Origin of the sequence: Nocardiopsis tropica (assembly GCF_042660575.1) — a bacterium.
Taxonomy (GTDB): Bacteria; Actinomycetota; Actinomycetes; order Streptosporangiales; family Streptosporangiaceae; genus Nocardiopsis; species Nocardiopsis tropica.
Map to the genome: position 1 here is coordinate 69067 of NZ_JBHSUF010000006.1, position 17028 is coordinate 86094.

14 protein-coding genes are annotated in these 17028 nt (G+C 75.1%); 6 read left to right on the forward strand and 8 right to left on the reverse strand.

Features of this window, described 5'->3' with window-relative positions; all coding sequences use genetic code 11:
- Window positions 1-45: 45 nt before the first annotated feature.
- Window positions 46-837 (reverse strand): VOC family protein, encoded by a 792-nt coding sequence (locus ACFQBR_RS11250; protein ID WP_344179800.1) that lies wholly within the window; start codon window positions 835-837, stop codon window positions 46-48.
- Window positions 838-1016: 179 nt separating this feature from the next.
- Here ACFQBR_RS11250 and ACFQBR_RS11255 point away from each other — a divergent pair, with 179 nt between their 5' ends.
- Both ACFQBR_RS11255 and ACFQBR_RS11260 read left to right on the forward strand, forming a co-directional pair.
- The gene (locus ACFQBR_RS11255) at window positions 1017-2306 is read left to right on the forward strand and encodes an MFS transporter (RefSeq protein WP_344179803.1); all 1290 of its coding nucleotides are present in this window, start codon (window positions 1017-1019) and stop codon (window positions 2304-2306) included.
- 71 nt (window positions 2307-2377) lie between these two features.
- Window positions 2378-3703: a GH1 family beta-glucosidase gene (locus ACFQBR_RS11260; RefSeq protein WP_344179805.1), complete on the forward strand. Its 1326-nt coding sequence runs from the start codon at window positions 2378-2380 to the stop codon at window positions 3701-3703.
- A 184-nt stretch (window positions 3704-3887) separates the two neighbouring features.
- On the opposite strand, the gene ACFQBR_RS11265 is transcribed toward ACFQBR_RS11260, so the two are convergent.
- The 6 genes from ACFQBR_RS11265 to ACFQBR_RS11290 all read right to left on the reverse strand — a co-directional run bounded on the left by ACFQBR_RS11265 (window position 3888) and on the right by ACFQBR_RS11290 (window position 11982).
- Window positions 3888-4451, reverse strand: a complete 564-nt coding sequence (locus tag ACFQBR_RS11265) for a hypothetical protein (RefSeq protein ID WP_344179808.1) — start codon at window positions 4449-4451, stop codon at window positions 3888-3890.
- A 130-nt stretch (window positions 4452-4581) separates the two neighbouring features.
- Complete coding sequence (locus tag ACFQBR_RS11270; protein WP_344179810.1) at window positions 4582-5196, reverse strand: TetR/AcrR family transcriptional regulator; 615 nt, start codon at window positions 5194-5196, stop codon at window positions 4582-4584.
- 113 nt (window positions 5197-5309) lie between these two features.
- Complete coding sequence (locus ACFQBR_RS11275) at window positions 5310-6482, reverse strand: acyl-CoA dehydrogenase family protein (RefSeq protein WP_344179812.1); 1173 nt, start codon at window positions 6480-6482, stop codon at window positions 5310-5312.
- Window positions 6479-8569 carry an acetyl/propionyl/methylcrotonyl-CoA carboxylase subunit alpha gene (locus ACFQBR_RS11280; protein ID WP_344179814.1) on the reverse strand — a complete coding sequence of 697 codons (2091 nt, stop codon included), beginning with the start codon at window positions 8567-8569 and terminating at the stop codon, window positions 6479-6481. The genes ACFQBR_RS11275 and ACFQBR_RS11280 overlap by 4 nt, the downstream gene beginning before the upstream one ends.
- A 10-nt stretch (window positions 8570-8579) precedes the next feature.
- Window positions 8580-10178, reverse strand: coding sequence for an acyl-CoA carboxylase subunit beta (locus ACFQBR_RS11285; RefSeq protein ID WP_267948813.1), 1599 nt, complete (start codon window positions 10176-10178; stop codon window positions 8580-8582).
- Window positions 10179-10245: 67 nt separating this feature from the next.
- Window positions 10246-11982 (reverse strand): acyclic terpene utilization AtuA family protein, encoded by a 1737-nt coding sequence (locus ACFQBR_RS11290; RefSeq protein ID WP_344179818.1) that lies wholly within the window; start codon window positions 11980-11982, stop codon window positions 10246-10248.
- Window positions 11983-12131: 149 nt separating this feature from the next.
- On the opposite strand from ACFQBR_RS11290, the gene ACFQBR_RS11295 reads away from it, so the two are divergent.
- From ACFQBR_RS11295 to ACFQBR_RS11310, 4 genes are all read left to right on the forward strand, one after another.
- Window positions 12132-12608 (forward strand): hypothetical protein, encoded by a 477-nt coding sequence (locus tag ACFQBR_RS11295; RefSeq protein WP_267948811.1) that lies wholly within the window; start codon window positions 12132-12134, stop codon window positions 12606-12608.
- Between the two features lie 198 nt (window positions 12609-12806).
- Complete coding sequence (locus tag ACFQBR_RS11300) at window positions 12807-13388, forward strand: hypothetical protein (protein WP_344179822.1); 582 nt, start codon at window positions 12807-12809, stop codon at window positions 13386-13388.
- A 184-nt stretch (window positions 13389-13572) separates the two neighbouring features.
- Window positions 13573-14022 carry an Rrf2 family transcriptional regulator gene (locus ACFQBR_RS11305; RefSeq protein ID WP_267948809.1) on the forward strand — a complete coding sequence of 150 codons (450 nt, stop codon included), beginning with the start codon at window positions 13573-13575 and terminating at the stop codon, window positions 14020-14022.
- A gap of 142 nt (window positions 14023-14164) precedes the next feature.
- Window positions 14165-15532, forward strand: a complete 1368-nt coding sequence (locus tag ACFQBR_RS11310; protein WP_344179874.1) for an MFS transporter — start codon at window positions 14165-14167, stop codon at window positions 15530-15532.
- A gap of 137 nt (window positions 15533-15669) precedes the next feature.
- On the opposite strand, the gene ACFQBR_RS11315 is transcribed toward ACFQBR_RS11310, so the two are convergent.
- Entirely contained in the window at window positions 15670-16959 is a 1290-nt protein-coding gene (locus tag ACFQBR_RS11315) for a thymidine phosphorylase (protein WP_344179825.1), read from the reverse strand.
- Between the last annotated feature and the right edge of the window lie 69 nt (window positions 16960-17028).

Sequence of the window (17028 nt, forward strand, 5' to 3'; positions counted from 1 at the left end):
CTCCGAACCCCGCGGGCGCCCCGCCCCGCTGCCGCGCGGCAGGTCCTAGACCCGGTCGGCGCCGCCGTCCTCGCCCAGCCAGGCCCGGAGGGCCTCGGCGTTGCCCAGCTCCGCCCCGACCCGCTCGCGCTCCTCGTCGGTGAGCTCGACCCCGGCGAGCATCGCCCGCCACTCCCGCGCCTGCGCCTCGTCGCCCAGCGCGACGGAGAGCTCGACCAGGGTCGCGTACGCCAGCGCCCGGTCCGCGGCGGGAGCCCCGTCGCCGTGGCGGCGCAGCGCCGAGTTCGCCCTGCGGTAGGCGGCTCGGTCGTCGTTCTTGAACTCCCGGAGGATCCGCACCTGGTCGAGCGCCCTGGCCAGCCCCTCCAGGGAGGCGGACCCGCCGTACTCCGGTTCCGCCGGCTCGTCCCGCCGGATGAAGATGATCGAGTTCCCCGAGGGGTCCATCAAGGTGAAGCGGCTCGCCCCGGGCCGGTGGCGGGTGATGCGGGGCAGTCCCCTGGCGAGGACCTTCCCGTAGGCGGCGCGCATCGCCCGCGTGAGCTCGGCGTGGTAGGGCGCGACCTCGTCGACCATCACCAGGCAGCCGCCGCTGTTCTCCAGGGCCGGGTCCAACCCCTCCGGCGCCCTGCCGAAGTGCAGGTCGAACCCGCTCCACCGGAACGCCAGGTACAGGTACGGCCTCGTCTGCTCGTGGGTGACCTCGAAGCCGAGGGCCCGGTAGAACGCCAGGGTCTCCTCCGCCGAGACACAGGGCAGCACGGGCACCGTCGTCTCGTCGGGCCGCATCCGCCCCTCCGGCTCCCCGGGTGTCGCCACCGGGTCTCGCACGACCATGGAACCCCCTCCATTAATCAAGTTTGACTACTGATCGAGGCTAGCCCCCTCCCGCGCCACTGGTCAAACTTGACTACATGGCGACGACGCCGGACCGCGCCGATGTGCGCGGCCCTGGGCCTTCCGCCCCCAGCGATCCCTGCCTAACATGAGACGAATTCACGTTAGGTAGGTCACACGTGCGCACTCCCCCCGCGCAGCCCTCCCCCGCGTCCCGTCAGCCGGTCCCGGCCGCACTGGCCGAACCCGTCCGGCCCGTCCGCCGCCTGTGGGTGGCCGGGATCAGCCTGGCCAACCTGGGCATGTGGATGGCCTTCTTCGGCCCGCTCCAGGTCCTGCTTCCCGAGCAGGTCGGGATGATCGCCCCCGACAGCAAGGAGACCACGCTGGCCTGGGTGACCGGGATCGGCGCCGCCTGCTCGACGCTCGGCACCCCTCTTGTCGGGGCGCTGTCGGACCGCACCACCGGCAGGTTCGGACGCCGCCGCCCCTGGATCCTGGCCGGGGCCGCCCTCGGCGCCCTGGGCCTGGTGGTCCTGGGGCGGCAGGACGGCGTGCTGGGCGTCCTGCTGGGCTGGTCGTTCGTCCAGGCCGCGCTGTCCTGCCTGAACGCGACCCTGCTCGCGGCCGTCCCGGACCGCGTACCGGTCCGCCAGCGCGGCGCGGTGTCCGGATGGATCGGCATCCCCCAGTCGGCGGGTGTGGTGGTGGCGGTGCTCCTGGTGACCGTGGTGGTCACCGGGCCCGCCCCCGGCTACGCCCTGATCGGCGCGCTGACCCTCGTGTGCGCGCTGCCGTTCGCGCTGCTGGCCCCCGATCCGCCACTGCCCCGGGAGGCGCGTCCGCCCTGGCACGAGTTCTGGCGCGGCTTCCGGGTGTCCCCTCGCCGGTACCCCGACTTCGGCTGGGCGTGGCTGACCCGTTTCCTCATGCAGACGGGCAACGCCATGTTCACCCTCTACCTGCTGTACTTCCTGCGCGACGGCGTGGGCTACGAAGAGTTGTTCCCCGGCTCGTCGGCGGCGGACGGCCTGCTGGTGCTGATCCTCGTCTACACGGCGGCGGTCGTGTCCACGACCGTGCTCGCCGGGCTGGTCTCGGACCGGATCGGCCGTCGCCGGGGACCGGTGTGCCTGTCCGGCGTCGTATCGGCGGTCCCCGCGTTCCTGCTCGCCGCGTACCCGACCTGGCCGATGAGCCTGGCGTGCGCGGTGGTGCTGGGCGTGGGCTTCGGCATCTACCTGTCCGTGGACAACGCGCTGGTCACCGAGGTCCTGCCGACGGCAGGGGGCCGGGCCAAGGACCTGGGGATCGTCAACATCGCCAGTGCCGGTCCGCAGGTGCTCGCCCCCGCCGTCGCCGGGCCGATCGTCGTCCACCTGGGCGGATACCCGGTCCTGTACACCGTGTGCGGTCTGCTCACGCTGTTGGGCGCCGTACTGGTCTGGCGGATCAGGGGGGTCGCCTGACCTCCCCCTCGATCCCCGTGAACCCCGTGAACCCCGTCGCAACCGCGTACGCACGAAAGGCAGGTCCGTCCATGTCGTCACCGTTCCTGTGGGGGGTGGCCTCCTCCGCCTTCCAGATCGAGGGTGCCCTGGCCGAGGACGGGCGCGCCGCGTCCGTCTGGGACACCTTCGCCCAGAGGCCCGGCGCGATCCGCGACGGCCACAGCCCCGCCGCGGCCTGCGACCACTACCGCCGCTGGGAGGAGGACGTGGACCTGCTGGACCGGCTGGGCGTGAACGCCTACCGGTTCTCGATCGCCTGGCCCCGGGTGGCGCCGCAGGGGCGCGGAGCCGTGAACCGGACCGGGCTGGACTTCTACGACCGGCTCGTGGACGCCCTGCTGGCCCGGGGCATCACACCGGTGCCGACCCTGTTCCACTGGGACCTGCCGCAGGCGCTGGAGGACGGGGGAGGGTGGGGGTCGCGCGACACCGCGTACGCCTTCGCCGAGTACGCGGCGGTCGCCGCCGACCGCCTCGGCGACCGCGTGGGGCGGTGGATCACCCTCAACGAACCCGTGGTGCACATGGCCTACGGGCACGCGTTCGGCGTGCACGCCCCCGGCCTGACCCTGGACGTGTCCGACGTCCTGGGCGTGGCCCACCACCTGCTGCTCGCGCACGGGCTCGCCGCCCGGGAGCTGCGCTCGCGCGGGCTGGAGGCCCTGCTCACCAACAACTACTCCCCCGTCGCGCCCGCCACCGGGTCCGCGACCGACGCCGACGCCGCCGACGCCTACGACGCCCTGCACAACCGGCTGTTCACCGACCCGGTGCTGACCGGCGCCCACCCGGACCTGTCGGCGTTCGGGGCGAAGGAGGTCCCCGGGGTGCGCGACGGGGACATGGAACTGGTCCTGGGCAGCGTGGACGGGATCGGCGTCAACTACTACAACCCGAGCGTGGTGACCGCGCCCGGTCCGGGGTCGGGCCTGCCGTTCGACTTCGGCGAGGTCCCCGGGGCGCCGACGACGGCGTTCGGCTGGCCGGTGGTGCCCGAGGGGCTCGGGCGCACGCTCGACCTGCTGGTGGAGCGCTACGGCGACGCGCTGCCGCCCCTCTACGTCACCGAGAACGGGGCCTCCTACGCCGACGCCGTCGCCCCCGACGGGCGGGTGGCGGACCCCGAGCGGATCGCCTACCTGGAGGGGCACGTGGGTGCGGTCGAGGCGGCGCGCGGGCGCGGCGTCGACGTGCGCGGGTACTTCGCGTGGACGCTCACGGACAACTTCGAGTGGGCCGAGGGCTACCACCAGCGCTTCGGGCTCGTGCACGTGGACCACGCGACGCAGGTCCGCACGCCGAAGGACTCCTTCGCCTGGTACCGGGACCTCATCGCCTCGCGTACCGGCGCCTGAGCGCCCCCGGGCCGCCTGTTTCCAGGTCTCGTCGAACAGGAAGAAGCGGACGGGCCACTGGAAGAGGGCCGTGAACAGGGCCACCGGCAGGGCCCGGAGGACACGGCCCCCAGGGTGGACCAGGGGAAGGAGGCCTCGGCCGTGCTGCTCCGGGGGATGCGGCGGAAGGGGGCGGGCGGCGGGGTCAGTCCCTGACGGCGTCGAGCGTGCCGCTGTCCACGCGGTCCGGGGCCTCCTCGCCGCGCAGGCGCGCGGGCTCCCACCACCACCAGTGCGTCTCGGGCACCCAGTCGGGCACCTCCTCCTCGCTGACCGGGCTCGCGCTCCCCGCCACCCCGGCGAGGGCCTCGTCGATGCGCGGGATGGCGTCCAGGTCCACGGGTCGGAGGAACTCCTGCCAGGGCACGAACTCGTCGCCGAGCAGCTGGAGCATGGACCGGCGCCAGCAGGCCGGGCGGTACCCCTCGTGGCGGCCGTTCTCGGCCGCCGTCTGGCTGCGCACCACGTACAGGCTGAGCCGGTCGGGGTTGTTGCCGCTCACCAGCAGTCCGGCCAGGGTGGCGTTGAAGCGGCGTCCCGCCGGGGACTGCCGCTCGGACCGCGACGTCGCGCGGTACAGGTCGAAGAGCGCCGCGAAGGCGGTGTCCACCAGGGAATCGCGGTCCCTGCGCCGTGCGGCGCTCTCCGCGAACGCGTCCGCGGCCCGCCTGGCCAGGCCGGGGAGGTCTCTGCCCGGATCCGCGCTCACCAGTCACACCGCCTTGTCCTGTCGGGGGCCCGGCTGCCGGGGGCGGCCGGCCGGGGCTCTCTCGTCCTGTCGGGGCCGTGCCCGACGGGGTTCGATCATAATCTCCCTCCGTGCCGGGCCGGAAGCGGATTCAGTCCGGCGCGCCGCGCAGCTCCGCGTCGAGCACGCGCGCCCACCGGCGCACGATCCGGCGGCGGCGCGGGCCGTCGTCGGCGAGGAGGTTGGCGAGCCCGAGTCCGCGGGCCAGGTCGAGGGTGGCCTGGACCGTCTCACGGACCCCGGGCGCCGACTCGTCGGCGCCCAGCAGGTCCACGGCGGCCCGGTGGACCTCGCGGCCCATCTGCTCCTCCATGGGGAGGATGCGCTCGCGCAGGACGGGGTCGCTGGCGGCCGCGGCCCACAGCTGGAGGGCGGCCTGGAAGTCCACTCCGCTGAACGCGTCCACGACCATCTGCACGACTGCCTCGGTGCGCCCCGGCCCCTCGGGCACGGCGGCGGCGCCGCGCCTGAGCTCCTCCCCGCGGTTGTCGAGCATGTACCGCAGGGCCGCGAGGAACAGGTCCTCCCGGGTGGGGAAGTGGTGCTGGGCTGCCCCCCTGGACACGCCCGCGCGTTCGGCGACCGCGCCCACGGTGGCCCCGGCCGCGCCCCGCTCGGCCAGGCAGGCCACGGCGGCGTCGAGCAGCCGGGCCCGGGTGGCCCGGCTGCGTTCCTGCCTCGGCTCGCGGCCGGCTCCGGTGTCCACGGTCGCGTCCCCTCGCTGCGCTGGGCGGTTCCCGGGCCGGTGCGGCGGACGGGATCCCGCGTCCGGCCGCCGGACCGGGCGCGGGGAAGCGCCGACGGTCCGCCGGCCGCCGTTCAGTACGACTTGGGCAGGCCGAGGGACTGCTGGGCCACGTAGTTGAGGACCATCTCCCGGCTGACCGGGGCGATGCGCGCCAGGCGGGCGGCGGCAATCGCCGACCCCAGCCCGTACTCGCTCGCCAGCCCGTTGCCGCCGAGGGTCTGCACGGCCTGGTCGACCGCGCGCACGCACGCCTCGGCGGCGGCGTACTTGGCCATGTTGGCCGCCTCGCCCGCCCCCGCGTCGTCGCCGGAATCGTAGCGGAGCGCCGCGTGCTGGGTCATCAGGCGTGCCTGCTCCAGTTCGATCTTGACCTGGGCGAGGGGATGCGCGAGCCCCTGGTGGGCGCCGATGGGCCTGTCCCCCCACACGGTGCGCTCCTTGGCGTAGGCGACGGCCTTGTCGAGGGCGTGCCGCGCGCTCCCGGCGGCCAGGGACGCGGCCATGATGCGTTCGGGGTTGAGGCCGGCGAACAGCTGGAGGAGCCCGGCCTCGGGGTCTCCGACCAGGGCGTCGCCCGGCAGGCGCACGTCGTCCATGAACAGCTGGAACTGGTGGTCGGGGCTGACCAGGTCCATCTCGATCCGCCTGGCCTCGAACCCGGGGGAGCCGGTGGGGACGGCGAAGAGGGCGGCCGACAGGGTGCCGGAGCCCTCGTCCCGGATCCGGGCGACCACGAGGACGGCGTCGGCGACGTCCACGCCGGAGATGAAGGTCTTGCGGCCGGAGAGCACCCACCCGTCGCCGTCGCGGCGGGCGGTGGTGGTGATGCGGTGGGAGTTGGACCCCGCGTCGGGCTCGGTGATGGCGAAGGCCATGATGGTCCTGCCCGTGGCCAGGCCCGGGAGCCACCGGCGCCGCTGGTCGGGGGTGCCGAAGCGGGCCAGGACGGTGCCGCAGATCGCCGGGGAGACCACCATCATGAGGGTGGGGCACCCGGCTGCGCTCAGCTCCTCCAGGACGGCGGCGAGGTCGCCGATGCCGCCCCCTCCGCCCCCGTACTCCTCGGGGATGTTGACGCCCAGGTAGCCGAGTTCTCCGGCCTCGCGCCACAGCTCGGTGAGGTACTCGCCCTCCCCGGCCCTGGCCCTGTAGTAGCCGGACCCGTATCCGGCGGCGAAGTCGGCCACGACTGCGCGCAGCTCGACGCGTTCGGCGGGTTCGTTGAAGGTCATGGCACCGGTCACGGGTGGGGCCCTTCGTAGTCGAGTACGGCGAGGGGCGCCCCTGCGGGGACCCTCTGGCCCGCCGCGACCGGGATCTCCCGGACGGCACCGGCGGCGGGTGCTGTGATGCGGTGCTCCATCTTCATGGCCTCGATGCGCAGCAGGGTCTGCCCCTCGGCGACCCGGTCCCCCTCGCGGACGTCCACGGCGACGACGGTGCCGGGCATCGGCGCGGGCAGGGCGCCGGGGTCGACCGCGGCCTCGGGTTCGGGGAGGGGGTCGACGGGGGTGAGGGTGACGGAACCGAGCGAGGACTCGACGTGGACGTCGGGGTCGCCCCCGTAGGTGTGGACGGTGAGGGCGCGGCGCAGGCCGCCGGCCTCCAGGACGACGAGGCCGGGGGCCGCGGAGAGGACGCGCACGCCGGGCTGCTCGGGCTCGTAGGCGCCCCGGACGGTCCGGTAGGCGGTGGTGATCCGGCGGCCTCCGCCGCCCCCGGCGGTGTGGACCCGGGTGTGGGCCCGGGAGGGGAGGTTGCGCCAGTTGGCGGGGATCCCCGCGGGGAGGGGGCTGCCGGGCCCCGGGGCCGGGGCGGCGCCGCCGACGCCTCCCGGTGCGGCCCGGGGGGAGCGGGCCGCCTCGGCGGCGGCCAGGGACGCGGCGAGCGCCGCGAGGCGTTCGGCGGCCGGGTCGGCGAGGGGCTGGGCGAGCGCCGTGAGCCGGTCGGCGCCGAGGTAGCCGGTGTGGAGCCCGTCCGGGTGCTCGTCGGCGGCCCCGAACGCGGGGTGGCGGAGCACCCGGACGAGCAGGTCGCGGTTGGTCCCCACCCCGTGGACGCGGGCACCGGCCAGGGCGGAGGCCAGGCGGCGGACCGCGTCACGGCGGTCGTGTCCGTGGGCGACGACCTTGGCGAGCAGGGGGTCGAAGTCGGCGCCGACGGTGTCGCCCGGCTCGACCCCGCTGTCCAGGCGCACACCGTGCCCGTCCGGGTTCGCGAACCGGGCGGTCGCGTCGGGCACGTCGAAGGCCCGCAGGGTCCCGGTGCGGGGCCGCCAGCCTTCGCGGGGGTCCTCGGCGTACAGCCGCGCCTCGACGGCGTGGCCGCGCGGCGCGGGCGGGCCGCCCCCGGGCAGGGCCCCGCCCTCGGCGATCCGGATCTGCCACTCGACCAGGTCCAGCCCGGTGACGCACTCGGTGACGGGGTGTTCGACCTGGAGGCGGGTGTTCATCTCCAGGAAGACGGGGTCGCCGAGGGCGCCGCCGCCGACGGGGACGAGGAACTCGGCGGTCCCGGCCCCGGTGTAGCCGATGGCGCGGGCCAGGGCCCGCGCCGCCTCGTGCAGCCGTTCGCGCAGGCCATCGGGGAGGCCGGGGGCCGGCGTCTCCTCGACGACCTTCTGGTGCCGGCGCTGGACGGAGCAGTCGCGCTCCCCCAGCGCCCAGACGGCGCCGTGGGAGTCGGCGAGGACCTGGACCTCGACGTGGCGCCCGCGGCGGACGTAGGGCTCGCAGAACACGGCCGGGTCGCCGAACGCCGACGCGGCCTCCGCCCGGGCGGCGGCGGCCTCGGCCGGGAGGTCGGCGAGGTCGTGGACGACCCGCATACCGCGTCCGCCGCCCCCGGAGACGGCCTTGACCAGGACGGGCAGGTGTTCGGGGCGCACGTCCCCCGGGTCGAGGGCGTCGGCGACGGGCACCCCCGCCTCGCGGGCGATCCGCTTGGCGAGGGTCTTGGCTCCCATGCGCTCGACCGCGTCGGCGGAGGGCCCCACCCAGGTGAGCCCGGCCCCGGTGACGGCGCGCGCGAACCCTGGGTTCTCGGACAGGAACCCGTAGCCGGGGTGAACGGCGTCCGCCCCCGCGGAGCGCGCGGCGCGGACCAGGGCGTGCGGGTCGAGGTAGGCGTCGACGGGGCTCCCGCCGCCGGGGACCGGCAGGCGCACCGCCGTGTCCGCCTCGGACACGTGCGCGGCGCCCTCCTCCCCGGGTGCGTGGACCGCGACGGTCCCGATGCCCATGGTGCGGCAGGTGCGGAAGACCCGGCGGGCGATCTCGCCGCGGTTGGCGACGAGGAGGCGGGTGACGGGGCGGGGCGGGGTGTGGTTCATGGTCTGTGGCTCACATCCGGAAGACGCCGAAGCGGTCGGTGCCGCGCACGGGCGCGTTGTGGGCGTGGGACAGGCACAGGCCCAGGACGGTGCGCGTGTCCCGGGGGTCGATGACCCCGTCGTCGTAGACCCGGCCGGAGAGGAACAGGGGGAGCGACTCGGCCTCGATCTGGTTCTCGACCATCTCGCGGACGGCGGCGTCCCGCTCCTCGTCGTAGGGGCGCCCCCGCGCGGCCGCGGACCGGCGGGCGACGGTGGACAGGACCTCGGCGAGCTGCCTGGGCCCCATGACGGCGGAGCGCGCGCTGGGCCAGGCGAACAGGAACCGGGGGTCGTAGGCCCTGCCGCACATCCCGTAGTGGCCCGCGCCGTAGGAGGCGCCGATGAGCACCGAGAAGTGGGGCACGGTGCTGTTGGAGACGGCGTTGATCATCATGGAGCCGTGCTTGATGATGCCGCCCTGCTCGTACTCCCGGCCGACCATGTAGCCGGTGGTGTTGTGCAGGAACACGAGCGGGGTGTCGGCGCGGTTGGCCAGCTGGATGAACTGGGTGGCCTTGTGCGCCTCGGCGCTGAAGAGCACGCCGTTGTCGTTGGCGAGGACGCCGACGGGGTAGCCGTGCAGCTCGGCCCAGCCTGTGACGAGCCCGCTGCCGTAGGCGGGCTTGAACTCGTCGAACTCCGAGCCGTCCACGATCCGGGCGAGGACCTCGCGCGGATCGACCGGCACCTTGAGGTCGGGCGGCATGACGCCGAGCAGGTCCTCTGCGGGGTGGAGGGGCTCCGCGGCGGCCCCTCGCGGGGCGGGCCCCTGTTTGCGGTGGTTGAGCCGGGCGACGATCCTCCGTCCGAGGCGCAGGGCGTCGTGCTCGTCCTCGGCGAGGTGGTCGGCGAGTCCGGAGACCTCGGCGTGCATGCGGGCTCCGCCCAGGGACTCGTCGTCGCTGTCCTCGCCGGTGGCCGCCTTGACGAGCGGCGGCCCGCCGAGGAACACCTTGGCGCGGTCGCGGACCATGACCACGTGGTCGCTCATGCCGGGGACGTAGGCGCCGCCCGCGGTGGAGTTGCCGAACACCAGGGCGACGGTGGGGATCCCGGCCGCGGAGAGGCGCGTCAGGTCGCGGAAGGTCCGTCCGCCCGGGACGAAGATCTCCTTCTGCGTGGGCAGGTCGGCGCCGCCGGACTCGACCAGGCTGATCATCGGCATGCGGTTCTGCTCGGCGATCTCGGCGGCCCGCGCCGACTTCCGCAGCGTCCACGGGTTGCTGGAGCCGCCGCGGACGGTGGGGTCGTTGGCGACGACGACGCACTCGACGCCGGAGACCACCCCGACACCGGTGACGACACTCGCGCCGACGTGGAAGTCGCTCCCCCAGGCGGCCAGGGGGGACAGCTCCAGGAAGGGGCTGCCCTCGTCCAGGAGGAGTTCGATCCGCTCCCGGGGCAGCAGCTTGCCCCGGGAGCGGTGGCGTTCGACGTACTTCTCCCCGCCTCCGGCCAGGGCCCTGGCGTGTTCGGCGCCGATCTCGGCGAGCTTGGCGAGCATGGCCTCGCGGGCCTCGGCGAACGCGGGCGAGGCGGGGTCGAGCCGGGTTCCCAGGACGCTCACGGCCGCTCCGTCCCCGGCGGGGGCCGGTGCGCTCGGCGGGGCCCGGGGAGGGCGGGGGTCGGGGCGTTCACTGCCGTGCCACCTCCGGGAGGAGCTTCTCGGGGATCAGGGTCCTGCGCGCCCGCAGCCACTCCCCCAGCCCCTTGGCCTGCGGGTCCGGGCCCTCGCGCCGGGCGCTGCCGGGGGCGAGCATGCCCTCGATCCAGAAGTTGGCCGCGCGCAGGTTGGGCAGCAGGTGGCGGGTGACCACGAGGCCGGCGGTCTCGGGCAGCAGCTCGCGCAGCAGGGGGACGGTGAGGGTGTGGGCGAGCCAGCGCCAGGCGTCGTCGTCGGCCGCCCACACGCCGAGGTTGGCGTCGGCGCCCTTGTCCCCGCTGCGCGCCCCCACGACCAGGCCGAGCGGCGCCTCGCGCAGCGTCCCCTCCGGGAGGGGCGGGGGGAGCGGGGGTTCGGGGACCTCGGCCGGCCGCCGGGTCCGGGGGGCGGGGGCGACGGACACCCGGGCCCCGTCGGGGAGGATGGCGGTGTGCTCCACCTCGTCGGCGGGCACGAGCGCGTGCGTGGCGGCGACGCCGTCCGGGCGCGCGTCGCGCGGCGGCGAGGTGAGGTGGAAACCGGCGTACCCGGCCAGGGCCAGCTCGACGGCGGCCGCCCCGAAGGCCCTGCCGACCCTGGACGCGTCGTGGTCGCGCGCGGTCACCCGCAGCCGCGCGGTGGCGGCGTCCTGGGTGGGCCCGTGCGGGTCCTCGGCGGGAACGAACTCGAAGCGCAGGTCCTCGGGGCGGCGGTGGGCGAGCGCGGCGCGCATCTGCCGTTCGGCGAGCGCCGCCTTGTCCTCGGCGTCCAGCCCGGTGATCAGGAACTCGACGTCGTTGCGGAACCCGGTGAGGCCGGTCAGCCCCACCTTGAGCTCGGCGGGCGGTCGCTCGCCGCGCGTGCCGCTGATCCGGACCCGGTCGGGGCCCTCCCGGGTGAGCCGGACGGTGTCCAGGCGCGTGGTGACGTCGGGCCCGGGATAGCGGGCGCCCGCGATCTCGTAGACGAGCTGGGCGGTGACGGTCCCGGTGGTGACCGCTCCCCCGGTGCCGGGGTGCTTGGTGACGACCGCGCTGCCGTCGGCGCCGATCTCGGCGATCGGGAAGCCGGGGCGGTCCAGGTCGTGCCCCTCGCGGAGGAGGGCGGCCGCGTGGGCGTAGTTGCCGCCGGTGGCCTGGGCCCCGCACTCGATGACGTGCCCGGCGACCGTGGCCCCGGCGAGCGCGTCGAGGTCGTCCGGGGTCCACCCGAAGTGGGAGACGGCGGGCCCGACGGTCAGGGAGGCGTCGGTGACCCGTCCGGTGACGACGATGTCGGCCCCGGCGTCCAGGCAGGCGGCGATCCCGAAGGCGCCCAGGTAGGCGTTGGCGGTCAGGGGGCTGCCGAGGTCGAGCTCCTCCGCCCGGTGGAGGAGGTCGTCGCCCGTGACGCAGGCGATGCGGGGGGCGAGGCCGAGCCCGTCGGCGAGCTCGGTGAGCCTGTCGGCCAGGCCCCGGGGGTTGAGGCCGCCGGCGTTGGTGACCACCCTGACGCGGCGTTCCGTGATCAGGGTCAGGCAGTCCCGCATCTGGCCGAGGAAGGTCCTGGCGTAGCCGCGCCCCGGGTCGGCGAGCTGGTCTCGGCCGAGGATGGCCATGGTGAGTTCGGCCAGGTAGTCGCCGGTGAGGACGTCCACCGGGCCGCCCGTGAGCATCTCGTGGACGGCGGCGAAGCGGTCCCCGTAGAAACCGGAGGCGTTCGCGACCCACAGGGGGGACGTAGCGGTCATGGACACGAGGGTGACACCGGACACACCGAAAAACAAGCGTGGGTGATTGTTCTTCCGGGGGGCCGTGTGTCACGCCGTGGCCGGAACCGGCCACGGAGGGTGGGTTGCAGACCGGGGGAGCGGGCACGCGCGCGGGGTAGTTTGGCGCGGTGAGTACCTCCCCTGAAGACACGAACCCCACCGACGAGACCCCCGGCGCGGCGGCCGAGGAAACGAGGGCCGCGGGCGACACCGGGGCGGGCAACGCCTTCCTCGAAGGAACCCCGGTCGGCCCGCCCCCCACCCCGGGCGGGCTCTTCGCCGCCGAGACCTTCAGCGTCATCGGCCTGCTGCTGTTCGCCCTCACCACCGTGCACACCCGGCTGTTCGAGCTCTTCAGCTGGTTCTTCCTCAGCGGCGCGGCCCCGTCGCACAGCGCCCAGCAGGCGGCCGTGCTCTCGGCCGAGGTCGCCGTCGCGGGCGGCCTGAGCGCCCTGTCCGTGCTCGCCGCGGCCGTGGCCCTGTTCCGCGGCGGCGCCGCCACCCGGGCGTGGAGCCGCTGGTGCGCGGCCGCCACCGTCGTCGTGGGCAGCCTGATGCTGATCGTCTCCGTGCTGACCTTCGCCGGCCTGCCCTCCGGGTCCTGAGCCCCCGGCCGCGCCGCCGACAGGCGGGCGTCCGGCACGGTCCCCGCCCGGCACGGTCCCCGCCCGGGGCGGGCCCGCCCCGCCGCCGACGGGGAACCGCTGCCCCGGGTGGTCCGGACCGGCCGCGGCTCCCCGGGCACGACACGACCGGACCTCCCTTAGGCCCCTCTTACGGTGACCAGCGGGTACGTTGGCCGCGTGAGTACCGCACCAGGAGACAACGACAGCCCCGACCGCAACCCCCTCACCCCGAACGAGGCCCCGAAGCCGACGTTCGAGCCCGGGGTCGCGCCGGAAGTGCCCGACTCCGGGGCGGCCCACCCGTCCGACTCCGGCCCACCGACCGGCGAGGCCGCCGACACGAGGGAGGCCGAGGCCGAGGCCGCCGCGGTGACCGCGGCGCCGCACGCACCGGCGGCCTCCGGCGTGTTCTCGACGGAGACCTTCGGCATCGTCGGACTCGTGCTCCTCGCCGTGACCCTGTTCTCCGGCCAGCTGCTGGAGATCCTCACCAGCATGCTCCTCGTCGGCGGCCAGCCCATCGGCGCGGACCAGATCACGCAGATCCGCACGCAGATCGTGCTCGGCGGCGCCGTGGCGCTGCTCACCGTGGTGGTGTCCGCGCTCGCGCTGGTGCTCGCCGACGCGAGGACCCGGCCGTGGGGGCGCTGGGTGTCCGCGGCCGCGCTGATCACCGGACTCCTGTTCGTGGCCGTCGCCGCCGTGTCCTACCTGCTCATCCCCGAGGCGGCCCCGATGATGCCGCCCGTGATGGAGTGACCGCGGGCCCGGGCGCGGAACACCCCGGAGCGGGTCCCGGGCGAGCGGTCGCCGAACGGCCGCGCGTCCCCGGGGCCCGCTCCTGTGTCGTTTCCCGTACGGCTCCGACCCCTCCGTGATTGACGCACCCAGAAACTGCAACTAGCTTGGTGTCCGTTAGCGGCTCGACGGGAAAGGGGCGGACGTGAGCGTCAACAGCCGGAGCGCGGTCGCGATCCACGCGCTGACCTACCTGGCCCGACGGGGGGACGAACTGCCGCGGTCCTCCGCCGACATCGCCGAGAGCCTGGAGAGCAACCCCGTGGTCGTCAGGCGCATCCTCGGGCGCCTGCGCGACGCCTCGCTGGCGTGGTCCACCGAGGGGCGGGGAGGCGGCTGGCGCCTCGCGCGCCCGGCGGAGGACATCAGCCTCTACGACGCCCACGCGGCGGTCGCGGACGGTCCCCTCCTCCCCCTGCACTCCCACCCCCCGAGCGCGGGGTGCGTCATCGGCAGGCACATCCAGTCCCTGCTCGAAGTGGAATTCGCACAGGCGGAGCAGGCCCTGCGGGACCGACTCGGCCGCACGACCGTCGCCGACATGCTCGCCCAGGTCCTCGAGCGCGAGCGCACCCTCGGCGCACCGCGCTCCTAAACCGGGCGGAAGGGAGACCTTCCGCCTTTTTTTCGCCCAAAACTGCCACCAAATTAGTTGCAGTAAGTGAGAGTCAAGGTGAACACATGAGACCGACGCCGGCCTCCGCGCCCCCGCCCCCTCGACGTCCGCGCTCTTGGCGGTGCTCGTCGCGGCCATGCTCCTCATGGTCGTCGCCAGCGACATGGTCGGGCTCGTCCTGCCCCTCATGGGAGAGCAGTTCGCAGCCTCGGAAGCACAGCTCGCCTGGGTCGTCACCGGCTTCCTCCTGGTCTTCTCGGTCGGCATCCCCGTCTACGGCCGCGTCTCCGACCGCGTCGGCCTCCGGAGCTTGTTCCGCGGGGCCCTGCTGGTCTACGCGGCGGGCAGCCTGGTCTGCGCCCTCGCACCGACGCTGCCACTCCTCGTCCTCGGACGGCTGGTGATGGGGGCGGGCGCCGCCGCGGTCCCGGTCCTGTCCGTCATCGCCGTCACCCGGGTCCTCCCGCCCGGCAGGAGAGGCACGGGGATCGGGTTCGTCTCCGCCGCGGGAGGCGCGGGCGCCGCCCTCGGCCCGTCCATCGGGGGCGGAATCGGTGAACTCCTCGGGTGGCCCGCGCTCTTCTGGATCACCATGGCGGGCGCGCTGCTGCTGGCCGCCGCCTCACGGGTGCTGCCCGACGACGCCCCCGGGGACGCGCGGCCCTTCGACCTGCTCGGCGGCGTCCTCCTCGGTCTGGCGGCCGGTCTCGTCCTGTTCGGGGTGACCCGGGGGCAGGAGAGCGGCTTCGACTCGCCGTCGTCGTACGGGAGCGTCCTGGCCTCCGCCACCGCGGCCGCGCTGTTCGCATGGCGCACCGTCCGCTCCGAGCAGCCGTTCGTCCCGCCGGCGCTGTTCGCCGACCGGGTCTACGTGTCGGCCGTGGCCACCGTGTTCCTGGCCATGTTCGTGAACATGACCGTCCTCGTGTTCGTCCCCCTGCTCGTCGTCGGCGTGAACGGTCTCGGTCCCGGAGCGGGAAGCCTCGTGATGATCCCGGGCGGGGTCGCGCTGGCGGTCCTGTCCCCGCTGGCGGGCCGGGTCGCCGGGTCCGCGGCGGCGCGGTGGTGGGTGGTCGGGGGCCTGGCTCTGATGGGCGCCTCGACGTTCCACCTCTCCGTCCACGGGGCGTCGCCCGCCGCCGCCGCGCTCGGCGTGGTGGGCGTGGGCGCGGGCTTCGCCTTCGTGGCCACCCTCGTCACGGACAGCGCGGCCGGCGCCCTTCCCCCCGACCGGGTGGGTGTCGGCATGGGTGTCCTCCAGGGCGCCCAGTTCCTGGGGGCCGGTACGGGACCGGCGCTGATCGGCGCCCTGGTCGCGGCCCGCCAGGCGGGCGGGCACGACGCCGTCAACCCGCTCCACACCCTCGCGGCCCCCGCGTACTCGGACGCCTTCCTGGCGGTGACCCTGGTGGCCGTCCTCGGAGCGGCGTCCGCGCTCGGCCTGGCCCGGCGCCCCACCGGGCCGACGGCGGACCCCGTACGGACCTGACCGGCGGCCCCCGGAAACCGCGGGGACGGCGGGGCCGCTCGCCGGGAGCCGCACGGTTCCCCGGCCGACCGGTCGCGGGGCGGCCACCCGACCGGCGGCCGCCCCGCGGCCGGTCCCGGGCCGCGAGGGGTCCGGGCTCAGGCGATGCGGTCGATGACCAGCGGGGCGGCCTCGTGGCGCCCGTCCTGGTCGATCCCGAACGCGCCCTCCAGGGCCTGCGCCGCCCGCTCGAACCGCGCCTCCTCGTCCGCGTGCAGGGTGAACAGGGGCTCCCCCGCCTGCACCCGCTCCCCCGGCTTGGCGTGCAGCGTCACCCCGGCCCCGAAGGAGACCGAGTCCTCCTTGCGCGCCCGACCCGCGCCCAGCCGCCACGCCGCCAGCCCCACCTGGTAGGCGTCCAGCCGGGTGACGGTGCCCGACGCCGGGGCGAGCACCGTGCGCCGCTCGGCGGCCACCGGCAGGGGTGCGTCCGGGTCGCCCCCCTGGGCCCGGATCAGCCGCTTCCACGACGCCAGCGCGCTCCCGTCCCGCAGGGCCTCGGCCGGGTCCTTGACACCGTTCCCGCCGGGCGTGAGGCCTGCCGCGGCCAGCATCTCCCGGGCCAGGGCCACGGTCAGCTCCACGACGTCGGCGGGGCCGCCGCCGGAGAGCACCTCCACCGCCTCGGCGACCTCCAGGGCGTTGCCGACCTGGCGCCCCAGCGGCGCCTCCATGTCGGTGAGCAGCGCCACGGTGCGGACCCCGTGGTCGTTGCCGATGTCCACCATGGTGCGGGCCAGCTCGCGGGCGGACCCGGCGTCCTTCATGAACGCGCCCGATCCCACCTTGACGTCGAGGACGAGCGCCCCGGTGCCCTCGGCGAGCTTCTTGCTCATGATGGAGGCGGCGATGAGCGGGATCGACTCGACCGTCCCGGTGACGTCGCGCAGCGCGTACAGCTTGCGGTCCGCGGGGGCCAGGCCGGTCCCCGCGGCGCAGATCACGCCGCCCGTGGCCTCCAGCACGCCGCGCATCTCCTCCGCGGTCAGCGACGCGCGCCACCCGGGGATCGACTCCAGCTTGTCCAGCGTGCCGCCGGTGTGGCCGAGCCCGCGCCCGGACAGCTGCGGCACGGCGGCCCCGCACGCGGCGACGGTCGGGGTGAGCGGCAGGGTGATCTTGTCGCCGACACCGCCGGTGGAGTGCTTGTCGGTGGTGGGCCGGTCCAGGCCGGAGAAGTCCAGCCGGTCCCCGGACGCGAGCATCGCCTCGGTCCACCGGCCCACCTCGGCACGGTTCATCCCGCGCAGGAAGACCGCCATGGCCAGCGCCGACATCTGCTCCTCGGCCACCGCCCCCCGCGTGTAGGCGTCGATCACCCAGTCGATCTGCCCGGGGGTGAGCTCCCCCCCGTCGCGCTTGGCCCGGATGATCTCGATGACGTCCATGTCTGTTCCTTTCACCTGGCGGGAACTTCGGCGGCACACAGGTCTCCCCGGCCGCCGCCGGGCGGGCGG